Here is a 19530-nt window from a genome sequence, read left to right as displayed (position 1 = left end):
GGCCGCAAGCAAGGCACGCCGCAGGGTCAGATATAGGTCCGCAGGAACTCGGCGAGCGCGACCATCGCGAGGCTCTGGCCGTAAGGCATCGAGGTGAGCGCGATATCCTTGTAGAATTGCTGCGTGTCGCCCATCGCTGTGCCGAAGCTGACCTGCTTCAGTTCGCCGGCCTCGTCGATATTGGCGAGCACGCCCTGCACGGCCTTGATCCCGACCGTCTCATAGTGGCGCGGCAGATAGCCCTTCCGGACGCCCTTCAGGATGCCGTAGGCGAAGCCCGCGGTCGCCGACGCCTCGAGATAGCTGGTCGGGTCCATCACCAGCGTGTGCCACAGGCCGCTCTCGTCCTGCGTCTCGGCGAGCGTCTTCACCTGCGCTGCGAGCGTATCGGTCAGGAAGGTGCGGAACGCGTCGCCCACCGGCAGGTCGAGGATCTCGATGATCTCCGGGATCGCGATCGTCACCCAGCAATTGCCGCGGGCCCACAGCGCCTCCGCGAAATTGTGCCGCCCGTTGAAGTCCCAGCCGTGGAACCAGAGCCCGGTCTTCTTGTCGAACAGGTATTTGATATGGACGAGGAACTGCCGCTTGGCCTCCTCGACATAGTGCGGGCGGTTGAGCAGCAGGCCGATCTTGGCGAGCGGCAACACCGACATCATCAGCGTGTCGTCCCACATCTCGCCCGGATTCTCGTCGTTATAGACGATATGCTGGAACCCGCCCTCCTCGGTCTTGGGCAATCCGTCCGGTGCCATCAGCCACTCGGCCCAGGTGTCGAGATAGGGGATGTAGCGCGGATCCGGCTCGCGCTCGTAGAGATAGGCGAGCGTGATGAACGGCGCGACGGTGTTGATGTTCTTGGTCGGCGTGCCCTCGGCGAAACGATCCTCGAACCACTGCTTGATGATCGCCAGCGCGCCCGCGTCGCCGGTCTGCTCGTAATAGCGCCACATCCCGAACAGGCCGACGCCGTGGGTCCATTCCCAGCCCGCCCAGCCCTTGGTGTCGATGACCCGGCCGTCTTCGAGGCGCAGCAGGAACTCGCCGGTCTCGTCCTTGATGTTGACGAGGTTGTCCATCAGCTTGGCGATCGCGGCGGTCACGTCCGCGCGCGGCACGTTATGGGTGAGGGCAGCCACTTATAGTCTCCTGTTGGGACGCGCAGGGCTGAGCCCGTAGTCGCGCGCCATCGTCCGATAGAGGGTGAGAAATTCGGGGTCCGCTTCGTAGCGGCCGCCATGACCGGTCGACGGCGTCGTGCCGTTCGGTGGCGTCGGCACGATTGGTGTCGTCACGGCGCCGGGCGCTTCGGCGGCGTTGATCCCCTGCGAGAGGAGGTCGGGCTTGGGCCCTTCGCCGGCGGGCGTGCCATTATGCGTGAAGATCGCTTCCTGGTGCCGCGTCGGCTCCCAAATAAAGCTGCCCCAGCCGTGCGGTTGTGCGTGGACAAGGTCGTTCACGTAGCGTTTGCGCGACGAATATTCGAGCGCGAGGAAGCCATGTTCGGGATAGGCCTTGGCGAACTCGGTAAAGGTTCGCGCCCAGTCGCCCTGCGCCTGTTGCTGGTAACAGGAGAAGCCGGTGGCATCGAATTTGACGCCGCGCTGAAGGAGATTGTCCATCCAGTAGCGGACGATCGGCCAATGCCGCCCGAGATGATTGTGCACCGCCACCCGCGCCTCGGGCGTCGCTTCGCGCGCGCCTGCAATCCCGGCTTTCAACAGCATCGCGAACCGGTCGTACCCGCCTGCGCCGGGCACGTTCATGTGCACCGCATCGGTCTGCGGATTGCCGGTAGGGATGGTCAGCGGCACGCGTCCGTCGGGCCAGAGCATGCCGAAGGTCGTCTCGTTGCCGATCACGACCAGATCGGGTGCGGCGCCTGCGCGCTTCATCGCCGACAGCGCGTCGACGGTATGGCGGTGGACTGCCTCGACCAGTTGGGGAAAGGTGAGCGCAGCCCAGGCGGCGGGCTTGTCCTGATGCTGCGGGTCGGCCCAAGTGTCTGAATAATGCAGCGTCAGCGACAGGTGGAAACCGGCGGCCTTGATCCGCTTGGCGAACGCGATCGTGCGCGGCAGGTCGCACCACGGCCCGCCCGGCTTGCCGCTCGAATACCCCTTAGCAGGATCGACGAACAGCCGCAGCTTGATCGCGTTGAACCCCGCATCGCGCAGGATTGCGAGCGGGTCCTTGGCGACACCGTTCTCAAAATACGTCGCGCCGGCGAACTCGTCCTCCGGGATCCACGAGACGTCCGCGCCGGTCAGATAGGGCCATGGCCTTGTGCCGCGTGCGACCGTTGCAGCTGGTGCGATGCTGGCGAGACAGGCTGCCCCAGCGCCCGCACCAAATGTTCTGCGCGTGATCATTTGGCGGCGCCGAGCCGGTCGGGTGCCGCGACCATCCGCACCGGCACGCCGCCCTTGACGGTGCGCATCGTCACCAGGCGGACCTGCTCGATCGCATCGCCGGGCGCGCCGTCGGACGTGACCGCGAGCGCGACGGTGTTCGCGCCGTGGTGGTTGATGATGCCCTCGGGGATCGGGAACACGCGCTGCGGTCCGACATGCGCGATGAACTGCCCCATGTTCCAGCCGTTGACGAACAGCAGCGCACGGTAGCGGGCGACCGAGCGCGGGGTCGTCGTGTCGCCGAATGCGAGGGCGATCGTCGTGTCCTGGCCCTTCGGCACGGCGAGATCGAACCGCGTACGATACCAGGTCGTGCCGGGCGTCGCCGTGGTGGCGGGGATGGTCGCTGCGACCCAGGCCTTGTCGTCGAAGCCCGGCAGGTGCCAGCCGAACCGTTCGCCATATTGGCCGCCGTTGTTGGCGGGGCCGCGCGCCGGATCGGGGAGCTCCTCGCCGCCGAGCTTGCCCTGGATCTTCCACGCGATCGGTACGCCGAAGCTGCGCCCGCCCGGCGCCTCGATCGATGCGGAAACCAGCCCGCGCGCTTCCTTGTGATAATCGTCGGAATCGAGGTCCCAATTATGCCCGTTGTTGCGCACCATGACGCTGACGACATGCTCGCCGTTCGACTGTGCGGAGGCGGGCAAGTCGAACCGCGCGAGCCCGGTCGTGATCGGCCGCGGCAGGCCGCTCGGCAGCTCATTCTGGCCAACGAACTGGTCATCGACCCAGACCTGTACCATCCCCGACCCCCCGCGCCGTAAAACAGCGCGATCTGCTTCGCATCGGGCGTGCCGGTGAAGCGGCCGCGATACCAGACGTCGCCGTCGTGGAAGCCGTAGGAGTCCATCGTCAGGTTCGGTTGGCCATCGGGTTTTGCGGTCGTCGTCGCACTGCCGCGTCCGTCGATCGCCTGCCAGCTGCTGTCGTCGGAATCCGGGTGTGGCTTCGGGCGAACCCTGCGCCATCCGCCAATTGGTCAGCGCCGGGAGTACGACCGGGGCGGGACCGGGCAATGCCGCCGTCGCGGTTCGGCTGCCGATCACCGTCGCTTTCGTAGCAACCGCGGTGCCGTTCCATTGCGCGGACCGAAGCGCGGTAGGAGCCCAGATTTCGAGCGGAGTCGTGTCGGCAGTATCGCCGGTCAGCGCCAGCGTGCCGCCGGTCGCCTTGGTCGAGCGCAGCAACGCGGGCCCACGCACGAGCACCGCGTCGCTGCCCCGCCAATAGCGTACCGCCTCGGCCTCGTCGGCGATGATCAGCGTGAGGGCAGGGCGCCCGCCACCGGTAATTCGCACTACCGCGCGCCCGGCATGCGTATAATCGAGCCGGAGATCGCCCTTCGCTGCGTCGAACGCGCTGGTGGCGGTGCCTTCGAGCAGTGTCACCGTCGGTGCGGACGCATAGCGCAACACCGTCTCGCCGGTCTCTCCAGCGCGACCGTACAGCAGCATCACGTCGCCGCGATCGATCGTCAGCGCGGCTTGCAATTCGGACGTCGAATAGACCAGCCGTTGCCCGCCGAGATTAACCCCCCGCAACCAGCCATTTCGCGTCGAACCCGTTCAGCCGCATCGGCTCGGCCTGCGGGAAGGTGTAGCGCCCGTCGGGCAGGTCGGCGGTGATCGTGAAGCGGTCGTCGGTCTGGCCGTTGGACGGCTTGTGCGTCACCATCAGGAAGCGCGCATCGCTCTCCGGGCTGCGGTTGTGATACGCCTGCACGTTCGGCGACGACACCTGCAGCGGCGCGGCGGGGACCATGCCCGCTAGGTCAGGCACCGCGGCGATCAGCCCGCCGAGCTGTTTCATCTCCTCCGCCTTGCTGCGCACCTCGCGCGCTTCGGAGATCGCCGCGCCGTAATCGTAGCTCGTGAACACGACCGGGGCGGGGAGCCAGCCCCAGCTCGTCCCGCCATAGCCCATGTAGAAGCTCTGGATGTCGATGCCGTTGGCGAGATTGGTGCCGTAGAACACGCGCTGGAATCGCTTGCCGCGCTGGATGGCGTTGCATTCGTAGCCGCCGTTCGAGCCCCAGTAATCGAACCAGCCGCCACCGAACTCGGCGAGGAAGGCCGGCGTGTCGGGCGAGGCGGACGCGCCGCCCTTTGCGCCGCCGGGACCGTAGAACCCCCAGTCGGGTGCCGCGACGCCGCGCGTCGGCGTGCCCGCGACGGTGCAGGTGCCACCTGGATAGCCGTCGAACGCGTAGAGATCGCCCGGCCCCTTCACGACGTTCGCGACGGTCGAGCTTTCGGGCACCCAGTATCCGTTGCGGCCCTGGTCGTTGTGGAACAGCGGCACGGTGATGCCGTCGGCGCGTGCCTTGGCGTAGAGATGGTCCATGTAGCGGCGCTGCGCGGGCGTGGTCAGCGCCAGTTCGTTCTCGATCTGGTGGAGGATGACGCTGCCGCTATGGCCCTTGCCGTCGCCGTTGATCTGGTGCCGCGCGATGATCGCGTTGACGTGGCCGAGCCACTCATCGACCGCCGCGAGGTAGGCCGGATCGTCGGTCCTCGCGCGGGCCTTCTGGTTGACCAGCCAGCCCGGAAACCCGCCGCGCGACAATTCCGCATTCACATACGGCCCGGCGCGGGTGATGACGTAGAGCCCTTCTTCCTGCGCCATCGCCAGCACGCGCTTGACGTCGCGGATGCCGGTGAAGTCGTACACGCCCTGTTTCGGGCTGTGATATCCCCAGTCGAAATACAGCGCGACGGTGTTGAACCCGCTCGCCTTCATCTTCTGCAGGATGTCGCGCCACAGATCGGGGCTGGGCAGGCGGAACGGGTGAAATTCGCTCGACCAGATCACCTGACGCTTGCCATCGATCATCAGCGACCGTGCATCGTACGACACGCGGCCGAATGTCTTGACCGGCGCGGCGAGATTCTGCGTTGGGCGTGCGACCTGCGCCGTCGCGGCGACCGGCGTCAGCGCGGTGGCGAGTGCCAGCCCGATCAGGCGTGTACGATCAAGCATGATGGAAGATCAGCGGCAACGACCATTCCTTCGGGCGGTTGTTATCCTCAACCTCCATCAGCGGCGCCATGTGGTCCCACCAGCGTTTCATCACCGGGTGATCGGGGGAGGGCATCGCGGGTGTTCGGTTCGGCGAGCTTCAGGACGGCGAACAGCGCCAGCGTCGCCTCGTCGAGGAAGATCGAATAGTCATGGATGCCGCTTTCGGTCAGCAAGGCGGACAGTTCGGGCCAGATCTCGTCGTGGCGCTTGCGGTATTCATCGACCACGCCGGGCTTCAGCTGCATCCTGAACGCATGGATCGACATCGCACCCTCCCAATCCACTATGTGGTATTGCTATGTACGATTTGGTAAAGGCGTTCCGGGCTCAGGTCAAACGCTAACCGCGCCAGAGCGGCGTCCGCGTTATTGAAAGTCCGGTCGCATTCTCGGTTGCGAAGGGCGGGCGCGCATCGGGCGAAGTCTTGGCGAGGTCGAGGCGGTCGATCACGAGGCCCTTCGCATGCCGGACCCACAAGCCCCAGGCGGGCAGTACGCCGAACATGCTCGGCTCCGGGTAGGCGCCGGCGAGGTCTTCAGGCCTGCGTGCGGCATCCTCGGGCGTGCCGCCGCCACGATAGGACAGATGGATGCGGGATAACGTGATGTCCTCGACCGGATGGCCGGGCAGCCCGGCGATCGCCGCGGCGAAGCGGTGATCGATCCCCGTGGCGTCGATGTCGTTTAGCTTTACCCGCCGGATCGCACCTACCTGCGTTCCGGCTGGACCGCGGCGTCGGTCGCCGATCCGCAGGAACAGCGGCGCGGTCGTCACGTCGCGCATCGTGATGCGGCGTGCGACGACGTCCTCCATCAACCCGCCATCCACCGTTTCCAGCGCGAGCCCGCGGCAGTGGGTGAAGCTGCAATCCTCGATCAGGATGCGTCGGTATCCCCCCGTTGCTTTCGGTCCCGAGCTTGATCCGCCCTGTCACGCGGTCGCGGTCGGGCGCGAGTTGCTGCGTCGTTCTTCGCGTGCCATCAAGCATCGTGCCGAGATCATAGCCCGAGACGGCGCAATGCCGCACGGTCACGTCCTCCGAAGCGACCGCGCGGCCGAGCGCGAAACTGCTCTTGATGACGATCGCGTCGTCGTTCGGCGTGTTGACCCGGCATCGCTCGACGATCGAGCGCTGGACGCAATCGAGGTCGATGCCGTCGCGATCCGTGTCGATCGTCAGGTCGTGGATGTGCAGGTCGCGCGTGCCCGTTGCGAGGATGGCGAAATGCCCGCATTTGAGCATCGAAAAGCCGGACAGTCGGATATTGCGGCCGTTCCTGAACGCGATAGCCTTGTTGCCGAGACCGTTCATGCGCGCAGCATCGGGTTCGAGCCGGGCGATTTCGGTCGCACTCATCTGGCGCATCGACAGCGGCCGCTCGCCGGTCTGCACCTTCCACCGCGCACCGGGACCGTCGCGTGTCAGCCCGAGCCCGTGGATCAGGCCGGGGCCGACAATCGCGACGTTCTCGACATCGTCGCCCCAGAACAGGCTGTTACGCCAATGGCTGTGGCCGAAATCCTGGTATAGTTGCTCGCCATTGTCCTCAGGCAGGCCGTAGCGTCCGGCATGCCGCGCGGGATCCGCCGCCTCGATTACCGCGCCCTTGGCAAGCTGGATCGTCACATGGCTTTTGAGCCGGATCGAGAAGCAGAGATAGCGGCCCGCGGGGATGGTCACGGTGCCCCCGCCGGCCTTGGCGGCGGCGGCAATAGCGCCGTTGATCGCGGTGCTGTCGATCGTCCGCCCATTGCCGCGCGCACCGAGTTTGCGCACGTCGATCACCATCGCGGCATGCAAAGGGAAGGGAAGCAGCGCCGCGCCGATCCCCAACCCGACGTCGCGGCGAGTCATGTGCGAGGCGTCGAACGCGCCTATTGCAGGTTCACGTACATGCCGCCGTCGACCAGCAACGAGGCGCCGGTGACGTATTGCGCGAGATCGGACGCCAGGAACACGGTAGGCCCAACCAGATCGTCGGGCTTGCCAAGCCGACCCAGCGGGATGCGTTTTTCCATGTACGACCGCTTGGCCTCGTCGGCGAGATCGTCCTTGTTGATGTCCGTCAGGATCGTCCCCGGGAACAGCGAGTTGCAGCGGATCCCGTGCTTGCCGAGCGCGATCGCGACCGACTGCATCAGCGAATGCAGGCCAGCCTTGGTCGGGGTGTAATGCGTCTGATACTCGCCGCCGACCAAAGCCGAGATCGACGACATCGCGATGATCGAGCCCCCATCGCCCTGCTTGACCATCTGGTTAGCCGCCGCCTGGACCATGTAATACGCGCCATGCAGGTTGACGCGCATGGTCCGCTCGAACGTCTCGACCGGCATGTCGAGGAATGCGTGGAACGGACAGATCCCGGCGTTGTTGACGAACACGTCGACCCGCCCGAGCGCCGCTACGGCCTTGTCGATGAAGTCGCGCGCGGTATCCGGATCGGCGGCGTCGCCCTGGATCGCGACGGCTTTCCGCCCGAGCGCCTCGATCTCGGCCACGGCGCTCTCGGCACACGCCACGTCACGCGCGAAATTCAGCGCGACGTCGGCGCCGTGTCGCGCACAACCGATCGCCACCGCGCGGCCGATTCCTGCCGATGCGCCGGTCACCAGCACGGTCTTGCCTTCGAGCAACATTATTTTCTCCCAGTTAGTCGGTTGGCGGCTCGAACCCGAGTTCGCGACTGATCGCGCCCGCGGTGCCGCGAACCTCGTCGGTCAGCGTCGTCATGCGGTCGTCGCTCATATACTGTGCAGCGCTCGACACGCTGATCGCGCCGACGATCTTGCCCGCGGCATCGCGGATCGGGGCGGCGACGCAGCGGATCTGATCCTCGTTCTCCTCCAGATCGAACGCACGACCGCATGTCGCATAGCCTTGCATCCGCTCGCGCCACACTTTCGCGTCGGCCCTGGGCGCACCCGCCGCCTGGTCCGCGTCGAAGCGCTCCTGCCAATACTTGGGCGAGGAATCGATCATCAGCGCCTTGCCGAGCCCGGTCGAGCTCAGCGGCTGGCGATCGCCGACCCGGCTGGAGATCGTGATCCGCCGCCGCCCCGGCACCTTGTCGAGATACAGCGCGAAGTCACCGTCGAACACGCCGAGATGCACGGTGTCCTCGGTGGAGGCGGCCAGCTCCTCCAGATAGGGTCGTGCGACCTGCACCAGATCGGCCTGCGCCTGCGCAAGCGTACCGAGCAACAATAATTTGGGTCCGAGCCGGTATCCGGAGCGCGGTGTGAAGGCGAGATACCCGCGATCGACCAGCGCACTCAGCAGCCGGTGCGTCGTGCTCTTGGTCAGGTCGAGCTTCGCCGCGAGTTCGCTCAGCGTCAGTACCTCGTGGCTGACCGCCTCGATCAGGTCGAGTCCGCGCATGAGCGTCTGGCTGCCGGCACCGACGCCGTTTCCGGCCGACTCCGACTTGTCGATATTCGTCGTGGAAGTGTTCATGCCCACTCCATAAGACGGCCTCCTATATGCTGGCAATCGGCGAATCTTGCGTCGATTCCGGCCCCGCTACACGATTGGAAAACCGAGAAAAAATGGCCGATCGTCTTGCGGCGGTCGGCCGAGGAGGGAGCGCTCTAGAATTTTAGCTGGAGACCGGCGAAGAACCGCTGGCCGGCGTAATAATATTCCACCGGCCGAGCCTTGTCGATGTAGCTCGCCGACGACTCCTTGTTGATGTTCTGGATCTCCATGAACAACTGGGTATGCTGCTCGGGGAATCGGAACGTCACCTTGGCATCGAAATAGCCTTCGCCGCGACGATAGATCGGGCTGTTGTCGAAGTTGACGTCGGACACGACCGCCAGCCAGTTCGACCGGTAATTGTAGTTGACGCGGATGTTGAGCCAATCCTTGTCGTAGAAGATGCTCGCATTCGCGGTCCACTTCGACAGGCCGGGATAGTCGTTGAGCGGTTGACCGGTGGCGACGTTGGTCAGGTTGGTCCGGATCGCGCGTGCATAGGTGAAGTTGCCGCTGGCCCCGAGACCATCGAACGGTGCGGGGAGGAACGTGAAGGCGGTTTGTACGCTGCCTTCGATCCCGTCCAGCAACGCGCCGAACCCGTTGACCGGCTGGCGCACCGTGAACAGCGAGCCGTCCTGGAAGAGATCGACATCGCCGCGCGTCACGTTCGAGATGACGAAGCTCTTCTCGTATTTCTTGAAATACCCGATGCTGACCGCGGTGTCCTTGTTCGGGAACCAGCCGAGGTTCACTTCCCATTGATCGGCGCGATACGGCACGAGGTCGGGATTGCCCGCGGTGCAGGCGTCCTGCAGCCCGGTAATATCGGTCGAGTCATCGAGACAATTGACGTTGGGGACCAGATCGGTCGGCTTGGGACGGGCGAGATTGCGAGCCCAGTTTGCGCGGAAGGTCAGGTTCGGCGTGATTTCCAGCGCGCCGTTGAACGCGGGAAGCCAGTCGGTGTAGCTGTTCTTCAACGACAGCGAGTTTGCCGCAAGCGTGACCGTTTCGATCATTGCGGGAATACCGGGCACGCCCGTGCCGGGACGGATCCGCGTCTGCCGGCTGATGTTGGTGCCGGTGCCCTTGTCGGTCGTCTTGATATAGCGAACGCCGGCATTGCCGCTGAACCGCATGCCGAGGACGTCCTGCTCGAAATTACCCTTCAGATATGCGGCGGCAACGGTTTCCTTGATGAAAACGGTCGGGATCTGCGACTGGCCATCGGCGTTGCGCACCAGATCCTGATCGAAGCCCGAGAGGTCATAAATCTGGCCCAGTCGGTCGAAGTCGATCGTCGGGACGGACAGTTGCGAAGGCAGGCCCGCCGGCGCACCCTTGAGCCCAGTGAACAGGCCCGCCCCCGGCAGGCCGCCGGTATTGGCCGCGATGAACTGTGCGTACTGGGCCTGCGTCATGTAATAGGTGTTCGCGGCGCGTACGGCCGGCGGCGTATCGGTGACGACGGTGGTGTACGAAACGTTGGCACTCGTCTGATACACGGCAGGGACGGCCGCGGCGCCGGTTGACGGATTCGCCGAAACCGCTGGCGTCAGCAGGCGCGAGCCGCCGCCGTTGTAGTTCTCATACTCCTGCCAGCGGAACTGCCCGCCATATTCGATGCTCGTCAGGAACGGCAGGTTGGTGTTCCAGTCCGCGTCGAGCTTGAGTTGGTCTTCCTTGTTGTTCTTGTCCTCCGGGCGGTACTGGACGGTCGGTCCAGCCTGCCGTCCGGGCGCGTTGATCGTGCCGGGGCGGACATAGGCGCCGGTCGAATTCGGGTCGAAGTTCTCGGGGAACACGAACACCGGAATGCCGAGGTCGTTGCGGCGGTCGACGGTGATCCCGCCGATGCCGGTCGAATAGGCGAGCAGGTTGGTATTGTTGACGGTTCGGCCCGTCGAATGCGACGCGAGCGCCTTGATCTTGAGATCGTCGAAGGTCCAGTCGAACCCGGTCAGGTAGTATCGAGTGCGCTGGTCGTAGGTGAAATCGCGACGCTGGACGCCCAGAATGTTGCTGGCGCCGTTCCAGACCGGTGCAGCGGCGGTGCCGACATTGACCGAATTGAGCGCGGTCAGCGCGCTGGTGACGACGTGGTTCTCGCTGGTCGAGGTGCCCGCGGTGATCTGCGGACGCGACGTCCCGCCGTTCAGTCCAACCGGCAGCGCGGCGTCGTAGTTGAAGCGCTCGAAACGGCCGAGATCGAGCGAGTAGTTGACGTCGTTGAACTGCTGCTTGCGGTTGGTGATGATCGCTTCGGCAAATGCGCGGAAGTTCGGCGCGAATTCATACTGGACCTGGAGATCGGCGGACAGCCGCTGGTCGTCGATCCGGCGCTGGCGCAGGCGCGGCACGGTCGGGACCCAGTCGAAGAACTGCGTCTCGCAGGCCAGTCGCCGCGTCGTCGCCGCTGCCGCATTCGCTCCGCCGACGCCTGCGCAACTGCCATAGCTGTTGAAATTGGCGTAGGCTGGGTTGGCGACGGTCTTCTCGTCCGAGCGATCGAAATCCGCGATCCGCTTCCAGTTGGTGTTGCTGATATAGTCCTGGCGGAGCTGTTTCTTCTCGTAGTTGACGGTGCCCAGAATGCCGAGGCCATCGAGCAGGAAATGCGGCGTTCCGAAGATGCCGGTGAGGCGGGGACGCCATTTCTGTGCAGTGTCGAGATGTTGCGCGGAGGCCACTGCGCTGAGAAGTGGCTTTGCCAGTTCGAGCGGGCGGCGCGTTTCGACGCTGACCGTGCCGCCGAGACCGCCTTCGGTCAGGTCGGCGCTATAGCCCTTGTAGACGTCGATCGACTTGACGAGTTCGGTCGCGAGATCGCGCAGATCGCCCGAGCGGCTGCCATCGGCGCTGGCCTGGGTGACGCCGTTGATCTCGATGCGGTTCAGATCGGGTTCGACGCCGCGGATCGAAATCTTGGTGCCTTCGCCGAAGTCGCGATCGAGCTGCACGCCGGTGACGCGGGCCAGCGAGTCGCCGAGGTTCTTGTCGGGAAAGCTGGCGATGTCGTCGGCGACGATGGAGTCGACAACGGTACCGGCCTTGCGCTTGCGGGCGATCGCCGATTGCAGCGACGCGCGCGTGCCGACGACGAGGATGTCTTCAGAGGTCGCGCCGTCCGGCAGGCTCGCGTCGGGCGCGGGCTTCTGTGCGGGTTGCGCAACGTCCGTCGCGGGCGCCGTAGGTGCAGTTGTCTGGGCGGTAGCGGCGGTCGCCGAGCCCAGCATCAGCGCCAGTGCAGACGTCGTGATCGCCAGATTGCGCACCGAACAAGTGTGAAGTGTCATCATATTTCCCCCGAAAGACGTTCCGGGCGGCGACGCATGCGGTAGCCGGCCCATCGTGAATTCACCATGCTAGGTGGCTGGGCTAGCCGGCTGGGCGCGTAGACAAGGCACGGGCGCGGCAGGCCTTGCGGCATGTTGCGCGATCGATTTCTGTGCTGGGTCCAGTCATCATCATCCCCTCGTCTCGGCGCGGTCGTTACCGTCGCCAATGCCGGTACCATGACCGACGAAAAACCATATTGTGAAGCTCTGTCCCGTTTATTAGTTTGCCATTTCCTGAAGGGCAATCATAATAATTGGGATAAGTGCGATAATTGGCACGCCGCGATGGAGATGATGATGACGATAGGCAGCCGCGCGTTCCTGGCGCTCATGGTCGGTGTTGCGACGCCCGCGCTGGCCGCAGCGCCGTCCCATGCGGTAGAGCGGCTCGATCGCGGCGTCGTCGCCACGCCCGCGAAGGACGGCGGCTGGCTCGTCAGCTGGCGGCTGTTGCGGGACGATCCGTCCGCGACCCGCTTCGACGTCTATCGCGACGGCCGCAAGATCACATCGCAGCCGGTCGCCGACGCGACGTCGTTCGTAGATCGCGAGGGCAACGATCGCGCACGCTATACAATTCGCTCTATCGTCGGCGGCAAGACGGCGGCGCCGAGCGCGCCTGCGCTAATGGCACCGAACGGATATCTCTCGATCCCGCTCGTGCCCCCGCCCGGCGGGACGACGCCCGATGGCGAGGCGTTCTCCTATACCGCCAACGATGCCAGCGTCGGCGATCTCGATGGCGACGGGCGTTACGAGCTGATCCTGAAATGGGACCCGACCAACAGCCACGACAACAGCCAAGCGGGTTATACCGGCAACGTTTTCGTCGACGCCTATACGCTCGCCGGCAAGCGGCTCTGGCGGATCGACCTCGGCCGCAACATCCGTGCGGGAGCGCACTACACACAGTTCCAGGTCGCCGATTACGATGGCGACGGCCGCGCCGAAGTCGCGATGAAGACCGCGGACGGCACCGTCGACGGCACCGGAGTCACGATCGGCGATGCGAAGGCGGACTGGCGCGGTCGCGACGGGGAAGTCCCGCAACCCGACAAGACCGGCGCGAAGGTGCTCGCGGACGGCACCAAGGTCGCTCCGCTCGTCGGACGTATTATGAAAGGCCCGGAATATCTGACGGTGTTCGACGGCCGCTCCGGCAAGGCGCTCGCCACCGCGGCCTATGATCCGCCGCGCTTTCCCGGCGGCAATCCGAGCTTCGAGCAGATGCGCGAGACCTGGGGCGATGGCTATGCCAACCGCTCCGACCGGTTCCTCGCGGGCACGGCCTATCTGGATGGACGGCATCCCAGCATGATCTTCGGCCGCGGCTATTATGCGCGCACCGCGATCGCCGCCTGGGATTATCGCGGCGGCAAGCTGACCAAGCGCTGGCTGTTCGACAGCGCGGCGCCGGGTAACGCCGACTATGCCGACCGCGGCAACCACCAGCTGAGCATCGCCGATCTCGATCCGCTGCGTCCGGGGCTCGAAAAATGGGGCGTGCACGAACAGGTGAAGACCAATGGCGGGATCGGCTCGGCATTGCTTGACGCGCGCACCGGCTCGATCCTGTGGACCAAGCCAGCCGATACCGATACCGGCCGCGGGCTCGCCGCGGATATCGATCCGCGCCATGTCGGGGCCGAGCTGTGGGGCTCGAACAGCCGCGACCTGTTCGACGTGAAGGGCAACGCGATCGGTCCGGCGCCGCGCCAGACCAACTTCGCGCTCTATTGGGACGGCGACCTGCTCCAGGAACTGCTCGACGGGACGACGATCAGCAAATGGAACTGGAAGACGGGCACCGCTACGCCGTTGCTGCATCCGACCGACGTCGCATCGAATAACGGCACCAAATCCAACCCCTGCGCTACAGGCGGACATTCTCGGCGACTGGCGCGAGGGAGGTGGTGTGGCGCTCGGCCGACAACCGCGAACTGCGCATCTACGTGACGCCGTACCCAACCAGGCACCGCCTCGTGACGCTGATGCAGGACCCGGTCTACCGCGCGGGCGTCGCGTGGCAGAACACCGCCTATAACCAGCCGCCACATCTCGGCTATTTTCCGGGCAGCCTCAGGCCGTCGAACGACGCCGACTGAGGCTGCCGCCGTCAGGGTCCGGGCTTGGCGGTCTCCACTGCGTAGATCGCCGCCTTGCCCTCGATGTTCGCGCGGAAGATCAGCCATTTCCCGTCTGGCGAAAAGCGCGCGTTAGGCTCGAGTTTGTAATCCTGCTTGCCCATGTCGACGAGTTTCTCTGCGGCGAAGGTCCCTGCTTCGATCAGGCTGTCGGCATTGTCGGCGCGGATCCCGGCGACGTCGGGCACGGGCTTCGGACGGAAGAGGTACATCCACTTCCCGTCGGGGGCGTGCGCGACCATCTCGCTGTCGCCGCCGTCGCCCGAGAACAGTTTCTGGTCCGCCGAGACGTTGTAGTGGACCGACCATTCGTTGCGCTCGAGATGATACCAACGGCGCTTGGCGGTGGCGACGTCGTAGCCGGCGAGCCAGAAATCCTCGCCGCGCGGTGTCTGCAGATCGTACCAGATCGTCTTGCCGTCGGGCGACCAGAATTCATGGCCGGCGATCTCCATGTTCATCGTCCGCGCGTGGACCTTGGTCATCTGGCTGCCATCGGTGCGAATGGTCCAGATTCGATCGACGCGGTGCCACGGTCCCTCATGGCAATACATCAGCAGCGTCGGGTCGGTCGGCGAGAATTGCAGGTGGTTGAGCCAGTCGGTCGCCTTCACCACGCTGCGCCGCTGCCCGGTCGTCACGTCGACGGTGAAGATCTCCATCGGGATCTCGGCGTCGAGCCGCTGGTTCAGCCGGAACTCCTTGGCGTCGGCATAGACCATCGGCCGGCCGTCGGGCCAGTTCGCCGCGTAGGCCGTCTGTCCGGTCTTGATATCGACCCCCCGCCGCGTTGGGCTGGAGCGGAATGTCGCGCGATGCGACCTGTCCGGCGAGCAACGTCTCGTCGGCGTTGAGCGTATCGATGCGGCTGCCCTTCGGCACCACCGCGATCTTGCGGACCTTGGCCGTATCGATGTCGGCGGCATAAATCGTGATCAGCGCGTCGTCGCCACCCTTGGCCTGTTCGGAGAAATACGCGGTGCGTGTCTTGTGACCGGCGAACAGCAGGTGAGCGCCCGGCCGGTGCAGCAAGGATCTGACCGCCCATGTCTTCGTATCCGCCACCGAGATACCGTCGGCATTCTGGAATATCATCAGGTCGCCCTGCGGCGTGTAGGCGTTGTAGTTGAAATACAGCGCGTAATTGCCGGGCGCGTCGGACAGGCGGAGGATCTTGTGACCGGTCTTGGCATCGATCCACGACGCGGGCGCCGCCGCGATCGAGGGCGCGGCGACGGCGAGCGCGATGCTCAGCCCGAATACACTGTTTCGCATCGTCAGATCCTTGTCGTCACGCGGGCCAGCCATGGTCGCGCGACCAGGCCAGGAAAAGGTCCATCCACGGTATCGACGTGCCGTCGCGGTGCGGGGCAGGAGGGCCATGGCCGCCTTTTTCGAACACCAGCAGTTCGGTGGGAATTTCGGCGGCATGCAGCGCTTCGTACAGCAGGATACTGTTGCGCGCCGGCACCGCGGGATCGTCGGCGTTCGCCATCACGAAGCTCGGCGGCATGTCGACCGGGAGATCCAGCTGCGTCGAATAGCGGCGCTGCCAGGCTGGATCGGCGGCGTGCGGACCCAGCAATTCGCGACGCGATTGCGCATGCACGCCGTCGTCGAGCATCGTCACGACGGGAAAGAACAGCCCCGCGATCGCTGGTTTTGCGGACAGGCGGTCGGCCGCGTCGATCGGCGTGTAGCTCGGCGTACCCGACCGGGACGCCAGCCGTGCCGCGAGATGCCCGCCAGCGGAGAAGCCTGTGACGGCAACGCGCGCCGGGTCGACTGTCCAGCGCGTGCCCGCCCCCGTACGGATCACGCGCATCGCCCGCTGCGCATCCTGCAACGGCGCATCAGGACCCGCCGCCCAGCCATCGTGCGGCAGGCGATAGAGCAGCTCGAACGCGGTGATGCCGCGCGCCGCGAAGTCGCGTGCGATACCGCCGCCGGTCCGGCCGACCGCTACGCGTGCGTAACCGCCGCCGGGACAGATCAGCACCGCGGCGCCGTTGGGCTTGGCCGGTCGCACCACCGTCAGCATCGGCGTCGCGACATGCGGCCAGGCGATGTCGTCCGCCGCGCCGGTCGGCGAACGCTTGACCCACTGGTCGACGACCGCCGGTATCGGGGCTCCGGGTGCCGCACCAGGCCAGAGCGCGAACCGCTCCACCGCCAGCGTCGTGCCCTGTGCGAAAGCGCGAAGCGGCAGCAGGCTCGTCAGTCCGCTGGCGAGACCACCGGCCAGGATTGTACGTCGCGTGGTCATCTCAGTTTCCGTCCGGTCGCGTGGAGTCATGCGCCACGCTCGGCGCAAGCCGGAACGTGGCAGGATCGGGCGGATGGCCCGCATCGAATGCTGTCAGGTCCGGCTTCAGATGCTCGGCGAGCGGCAGTTTCGCGGTAGCAATGCCCGCCGCGACCGCGCGCGCAAGCATCCACGCGCCGTAATTGTCGTGATGCGTCGCGTCCTTGCCGCCATCGTTGAACGCGAGCGGCGCGCGCGTCGGTCCGAGCGCTTCGTAGAAGCGGATGCTCGCGGCATTCAGGTCGATCACCGGCACGCGCAATTCCGCGCCGACCGCCTTCACCGCCGCGGCATACTCCGCGAGAGTCGGGCGGATCTTCTCGCCCGCCCACATCCGCCGCTCTGGCGAGGTCACGAGCACAGGCTCGACGCCCCGTCGACGAAACTCTGCGATCCACGCGCGGAGATAATCACGATAGGTCGTCTCGGCCGCGGCGTAGGTCTGCGGCCACTGCGCTTTCTGGTCGTTATGCCCGAACTGGATCAGCGCCCAATCGCCCGGCTTCGCGGACTCCAGCACCTTGGCGAAACGCAACTCGGTCATGAAGGATTTCATCGTCTCACCCGATTCCGCGTGATTGGCGACGGCGATGTCCGGACGGAAGAACGCGGGGAGCATCTGCCCCCCAACTGGCGGCAGGCTCGGCCGGCTGGTCGGTGACGGTGGAATCGCCGAGCAGGAATATCGTCGGCACCGTGATCGGCTCGATCGTGATCTCAGTCACGCCGGGCTTCGTCCCAAGCATCTCCAGCGTCAGCCGGTCGTCCCAACTGAACGAACCGCGCTCGCGTGGCTTGAGCAGCACCGCGGTCCCACCCGGCGCGTTCAGCGGCGGCGGGGTGAGTGCGGCGTTGCGGACGTTGACGACGAAGCTCTGCGTGATCGATCGCCCCGCCGGCACGACGACCGCGTCGAGCATCAATCGCCGCGACTCCGCCTTGATACTGGTGTCGGTACGCATCTTGGGAAGGCCGAGGGTCACCGTAACCCGGTAATTGCCCGGCGGCGCCGCGACCGAGAACAACGCTGGATTGCCGCCCTCAAAACCGAAGCCGTCCGCATAGACGCGCCCGGCCGCCACCGACACTGCGTCTTTCGGGGCCGAGCCACCACCGAACACGAACCGTCGTACCTGCGCTTCGGCTGCGGTACTCGTTAACGTAAGTCCCAGAGCCAGCGCGCCGATCAGCCGCACGACGGGCCACCCGCCGGCGTCGCGCGTGTCAGGGCAGGAGTCCCAGGCGTCACGTACCGCGCGATCGGCAGCTTCAGACGGTGGAGCCCGGTTGCCACCAGATCGGCAACCCGCCGTGCGCCGATTTCGCTGAAATGCGTGTCGTCGGCCACGCCGGTGGGATAGCCGGGCGCTCCTGCTGCGCCGGTGTAATGCAAATAATAGCCCTTTGCCGCGTCGGCCCCGGCCGCCTGCACCCAGGCCTGTGACGTCTTGCCGAGATCGATCAGCGGAGTCCGCGTCTCATGCGCCACCTGTCGCGCCGCGTCGGCATAGGTCGGAAAGCTCGGCTGCTCGACCCCGTCCTTGAAATCGCGTCGCGCGACCGGGGTCAGGATCACCGCCTTCGCACCCGCATGGCTGGCGACGTCGAGAAAGCGGCGGAGGTTCGCGCGATACTGCTCGATAGTCGTGAAGCGTTCGGGCTTGTCGACACTCGCATCGTTGTGACCGAACTGGATCAGCAGCGTGTCGCCTTTCCGCAGGTCCGCGGCGATCTTGTCGAGCCGGCCCCTCACGGATGAAGCTGTTGGTGCTGCGCCCGCCAATCGCGCGGTTCTCGATGCTGACGTTTGGCGCCACGGCACAACGCAGCATCGTTCCCCAACCCGACTGCGGATAGCGATCCGCCTTGTAGTCCTGCGCGGTCGAGTCGCTGGCGATGAAGATCCGCATCGGGGCAGGGGGCGGCTCCGACCAACGCAGGCGCACCCAGAGCGATGGCTATCAACCGGCCGTTCTTCACCCACACTCTCCCGTGTCTTCTTTCCCGCATGATGCGACGCCGTTCCGAAAAGAGCAACCGGCATCTCGATGACATAACCATCATGTGGAATGCCTAACTAATATTCGGCACGAACTTGGCGGCGGCGATTTCGCGGCCTATGCAATGGCGGAGCGCGATGACAGCGCATGGGGAGGGCAGCATGCGCTTGAATGCACGGCTTCACATCGCAGCGGGTATCCTCGCCAGCGTGCCGTCGATGTCGATCGCCCGCCAGCCGCTCGCCGATTGGGTCGTCGAGGCCGAGGACCCCGCGGCGCGAGTCACCGAACGCGGCGGGATCATCGACATCGATACCGCGAAGGGCCTGACGCTCTGGTGGCGCAAGCCGGTCGCGGGACTGGTCGTCATTCGGTTCGAAGCGTTGGCGGTATCGCAGGGTGGCGCAAACGACAAAGTCAGCGACCTCAACGCGTTCTGGATGGCCCGTGAAGACGACGGGAGTTCCGTTCTCGTCCACCGCCGCAGCGGCGCCTTCGCGGACTATGACAGCCTGCGCACCTATTATGTCGGTATCGGAGGCAACCGGAACACGACGACCCGCTTCCGCCGCTATGTCGGCCGCGTCGGGGATCGCCCGCTGCTGCCCCAGCACGACAGGCGCGACACCGCCGACATGCTTCAGCCCAATCGCTGGACGACGATCCGGCTGATCGCGGACGGGCGGACGGTCGCGGTCGAGCGCGACGGGCGGCGGGTGTTCACGCTCGACGATCCCGAACCCTATGCGTCCGGCCAGTTCGGGCTGCGGACCACGTGGAGCCACCTGCGCATTCGCCACCTGTCGATCACGCGCCGCTGATGGAGACGA

18 protein-coding genes and 1 pseudogene are annotated in these 19530 nt (G+C 65.6%); 3 read left to right on the top strand and 16 right to left on the bottom strand.

The window, feature by feature from the left end; genetic code table 11:
* Window positions 1–26: 26 nt before the first annotated feature.
* From bglB to NHF48_RS09240, 10 genes and pseudogenes are all read right to left on the bottom strand, one after another.
* Window positions 27–1139, bottom strand: a complete 1113-nt coding sequence (bglB, locus tag NHF48_RS09285) for a beta-galactosidase BglB (RefSeq protein WP_253070938.1) — start codon at window positions 1137–1139, stop codon at window positions 27–29.
* Window positions 1140–2372 (bottom strand): glycosyl hydrolase 53 family protein, encoded by a 1233-nt coding sequence (locus NHF48_RS09280; RefSeq protein WP_253070937.1) that lies wholly within the window; start codon window positions 2370–2372, stop codon window positions 1140–1142.
* On the bottom strand, window positions 2369–3955 hold the full coding sequence (locus tag NHF48_RS09275; RefSeq protein ID WP_253070936.1) for a beta galactosidase jelly roll domain-containing protein: 1587 nt from the start codon (window positions 3953–3955) through the stop codon (window positions 2369–2371). Before NHF48_RS09275 ends, NHF48_RS09280 begins: the two co-directional genes overlap by 4 nt.
* Window positions 3942–5393, bottom strand: coding sequence for a beta-galactosidase (locus tag NHF48_RS09270; RefSeq protein ID WP_253070935.1), 1452 nt, complete (start codon window positions 5391–5393; stop codon window positions 3942–3944). Before NHF48_RS09270 ends, NHF48_RS09275 begins: the two co-directional genes overlap by 14 nt.
* A pseudogene (locus tag NHF48_RS09265) lies at window positions 5386–5701 on the bottom strand (L-rhamnose mutarotase). The gene NHF48_RS09270 and the pseudogene NHF48_RS09265 overlap by 8 nt, the downstream one beginning before the upstream one ends.
* Before the next feature lie 73 nt (window positions 5702–5774).
* Window positions 5775–5939 carry a hypothetical protein gene (locus tag NHF48_RS09260; protein WP_253070934.1) on the bottom strand — a complete coding sequence of 55 codons (165 nt, stop codon included), beginning with the start codon at window positions 5937–5939 and terminating at the stop codon, window positions 5775–5777.
* Window positions 5940–5970: 31 nt separating this feature from the next.
* Window positions 5971–7290, bottom strand: a complete 1320-nt coding sequence (locus NHF48_RS09255) for a glycoside hydrolase family 28 protein (protein WP_253070933.1) — start codon at window positions 7288–7290, stop codon at window positions 5971–5973.
* Window positions 7291–7310: 20 nt separating this feature from the next.
* A complete protein-coding gene (locus NHF48_RS09250; protein ID WP_342454736.1) occupies window positions 7311–8075 on the bottom strand; it encodes an SDR family NAD(P)-dependent oxidoreductase in 765 nt (254 codons plus the stop codon).
* Window positions 8076–8085: 10 nt separating this feature from the next.
* A complete protein-coding gene (locus NHF48_RS09245; RefSeq protein ID WP_253070931.1) occupies window positions 8086–8889 on the bottom strand; it encodes an IclR family transcriptional regulator in 804 nt (267 codons plus the stop codon).
* Between the two features lie 134 nt (window positions 8890–9023).
* The gene (locus NHF48_RS09240; RefSeq protein ID WP_253070930.1) at window positions 9024–12209 is read right to left on the bottom strand and encodes a TonB-dependent receptor; all 3186 of its coding nucleotides are present in this window, start codon (window positions 12207–12209) and stop codon (window positions 9024–9026) included.
* A 339-nt stretch (window positions 12210–12548) separates the two neighbouring features.
* Here NHF48_RS09240 and NHF48_RS09235 point away from each other — a divergent pair, with 339 nt between their 5' ends.
* Both NHF48_RS09235 and NHF48_RS25915 read left to right on the top strand, forming a co-directional pair.
* Window positions 12549–14207, top strand: coding sequence for a rhamnogalacturonan lyase (locus tag NHF48_RS09235; RefSeq protein WP_446741139.1), 1659 nt, complete (start codon window positions 12549–12551; stop codon window positions 14205–14207).
* Window positions 14204–14356 (top strand): rhamnogalacturonan lyase family protein, encoded by a 153-nt coding sequence (locus NHF48_RS25915; RefSeq protein ID WP_446741138.1) that lies wholly within the window; start codon window positions 14204–14206, stop codon window positions 14354–14356. The genes NHF48_RS09235 and NHF48_RS25915 overlap by 4 nt, the downstream gene beginning before the upstream one ends.
* An 11-nt stretch (window positions 14357–14367) precedes the next feature.
* Here NHF48_RS25915 and NHF48_RS24935 read toward each other — a convergent pair whose 3' ends face one another.
* Genes NHF48_RS24935 through NHF48_RS09210 form a run of 6 tightly spaced genes read right to left on the bottom strand, consistent with a single transcriptional unit; the run spans window position 14368 to window position 18453 of the window.
* Window positions 14368–15009 (bottom strand): oligogalacturonate lyase family protein, encoded by a 642-nt coding sequence (locus NHF48_RS24935; protein WP_342454735.1) that lies wholly within the window; start codon window positions 15007–15009, stop codon window positions 14368–14370.
* Window positions 14936–15670 (bottom strand): hypothetical protein, encoded by a 735-nt coding sequence (locus NHF48_RS24930; RefSeq protein WP_342454615.1) that lies wholly within the window; start codon window positions 15668–15670, stop codon window positions 14936–14938. The genes NHF48_RS24935 and NHF48_RS24930 overlap by 74 nt, the downstream gene beginning before the upstream one ends.
* A gap of 16 nt (window positions 15671–15686) precedes the next feature.
* Window positions 15687–16661 carry an alpha/beta hydrolase gene (locus NHF48_RS09225; RefSeq protein ID WP_253070929.1) on the bottom strand — a complete coding sequence of 325 codons (975 nt, stop codon included), beginning with the start codon at window positions 16659–16661 and terminating at the stop codon, window positions 15687–15689.
* A gap of 1 nt (window position 16662) precedes the next feature.
* Complete coding sequence (locus NHF48_RS09220; RefSeq protein WP_263816826.1) at window positions 16663–17319, bottom strand: rhamnogalacturonan acetylesterase; 657 nt, start codon at window positions 17317–17319, stop codon at window positions 16663–16665.
* On the bottom strand, window positions 17261–17896 hold the full coding sequence (locus NHF48_RS09215) for a hypothetical protein (RefSeq protein ID WP_253070927.1): 636 nt from the start codon (window positions 17894–17896) through the stop codon (window positions 17261–17263). The genes NHF48_RS09220 and NHF48_RS09215 overlap by 59 nt, the downstream gene beginning before the upstream one ends.
* Window positions 17887–18453 carry a GDSL-type esterase/lipase family protein gene (locus tag NHF48_RS09210; protein WP_253070926.1) on the bottom strand — a complete coding sequence of 189 codons (567 nt, stop codon included), beginning with the start codon at window positions 18451–18453 and terminating at the stop codon, window positions 17887–17889. Before NHF48_RS09210 ends, NHF48_RS09215 begins: the two co-directional genes overlap by 10 nt.
* 408 nt (window positions 18454–18861) lie before the next feature.
* Between NHF48_RS09210 and NHF48_RS09205 the strand changes: the two genes are divergently transcribed.
* Entirely contained in the window at window positions 18862–19521 is a 660-nt protein-coding gene (locus NHF48_RS09205) for a DUF6250 domain-containing protein (RefSeq protein WP_253070925.1), read from the top strand.
* The last annotated feature ends 9 nt before the right edge of the window (window positions 19522–19530 follow it).

The organism is Sphingomonas sp. H160509 (genome assembly GCF_024124765.2).
In the GTDB taxonomy this organism is placed as follows: domain Bacteria; phylum Pseudomonadota; class Alphaproteobacteria; order Sphingomonadales; family Sphingomonadaceae; genus Sphingomonas.
The sequence above is the reverse complement of the archived record's forward strand: the minus strand, read 5'-3'. Positions and strand labels throughout refer to the sequence as shown.

Bases quoted from the DNA above. Each gene is read 5' to 3' on its own strand.
- NHF48_RS09280 (WP_253070937.1), bottom strand. From the start codon at position 2,372: ATGATCACGCGCAGAACATTTGGTGCGGGCGCTGGGGCAGCCTGTCTC.
- NHF48_RS09270 (WP_253070935.1), bottom strand. From the start codon at position 5,393: ATGCTTGATCGTACACGCCTGATCGGGCTGGCACTCGCCACCGCGCTG.
- NHF48_RS09260 (WP_253070934.1), bottom strand. From the start codon at position 5,939: ATGTTCGGCGTACTGCCCGCCTGGGGCTTGTGGGTCCGGCATGCGAAG.
- NHF48_RS09255 (WP_253070933.1), bottom strand. From the start codon at position 7,290: ATGACTCGCCGCGACGTCGGGTTGGGGATCGGCGCGGCGCTGCTTCCC.
- NHF48_RS09245 (WP_253070931.1), bottom strand. From the start codon at position 8,889: ATGAACACTTCCACGACGAATATCGACAAGTCGGAGTCGGCCGGAAAC.
- NHF48_RS09240 (WP_253070930.1), bottom strand. From the start codon at position 12,209: ATGACACTTCACACTTGTTCGGTGCGCAATCTGGCGATCACGACGTCT.
- NHF48_RS09235 (WP_446741139.1), top strand. From the start codon at position 12,549: ATGACGATAGGCAGCCGCGCGTTCCTGGCGCTCATGGTCGGTGTTGCG.
- NHF48_RS24930 (WP_342454615.1), bottom strand. From the start codon at position 15,670: ATGCGAAACAGTGTATTCGGGCTGAGCATCGCGCTCGCCGTCGCCGCG.
- NHF48_RS09225 (WP_253070929.1), bottom strand. From the start codon at position 16,661: ATGACCACGCGACGTACAATCCTGGCCGGTGGTCTCGCCAGCGGACTG.
- NHF48_RS09220 (WP_263816826.1), bottom strand. From the start codon at position 17,319: ATGCTCCCCGCGTTCTTCCGTCCGGACATCGCCGTCGCCAATCACGCG.
- NHF48_RS09205 (WP_253070925.1), top strand. From the start codon at position 18,862: ATGCGCTTGAATGCACGGCTTCACATCGCAGCGGGTATCCTCGCCAGC.